This is a genomic window from Rhizobium sp. SVR5-9E (genome assembly GCF_056755095.1).
In genome coordinates, this window is the sequence record NZ_JBNDHS010000592.1 from 1 (window position 1) to 248 (window position 248).

Annotated in this window: 1 protein-coding gene; it reads right to left on the bottom strand. The window is 57.7% G+C overall.

From position 1 onward, the window contains the following. Positions 1-248: NAD(P)H-dependent oxidoreductase subunit E (locus ACPYOJ_RS36195; protein ID WP_481420508.1), on the bottom strand; the 248-nt coding region annotated here is incomplete at both ends.

The following is a 248-nucleotide window of genomic DNA, read 5'->3' on the forward strand; positions in this document are numbered from 1 at the left end:
AGCGTGAACAGCTCATCCGGAGTGGTCTCGTCCTTCTTTATCGCCAGCACAGTTTCCAGATGCGGCAGCAACTCATCCGATCCGCACAGCATGCAGGAAACGTTGTCACAGAGCTGCAGGTGGAACATGCCCACCGGTTCGGTATGGAAGAGCGTGTAAAAGGTCGCCAGCTCGTACACCCAGATCCGCTCTACGCCGAGGACGTCGGCGACCTCTTCCAACACCGGGCCAGGCAGATAACCATGTTC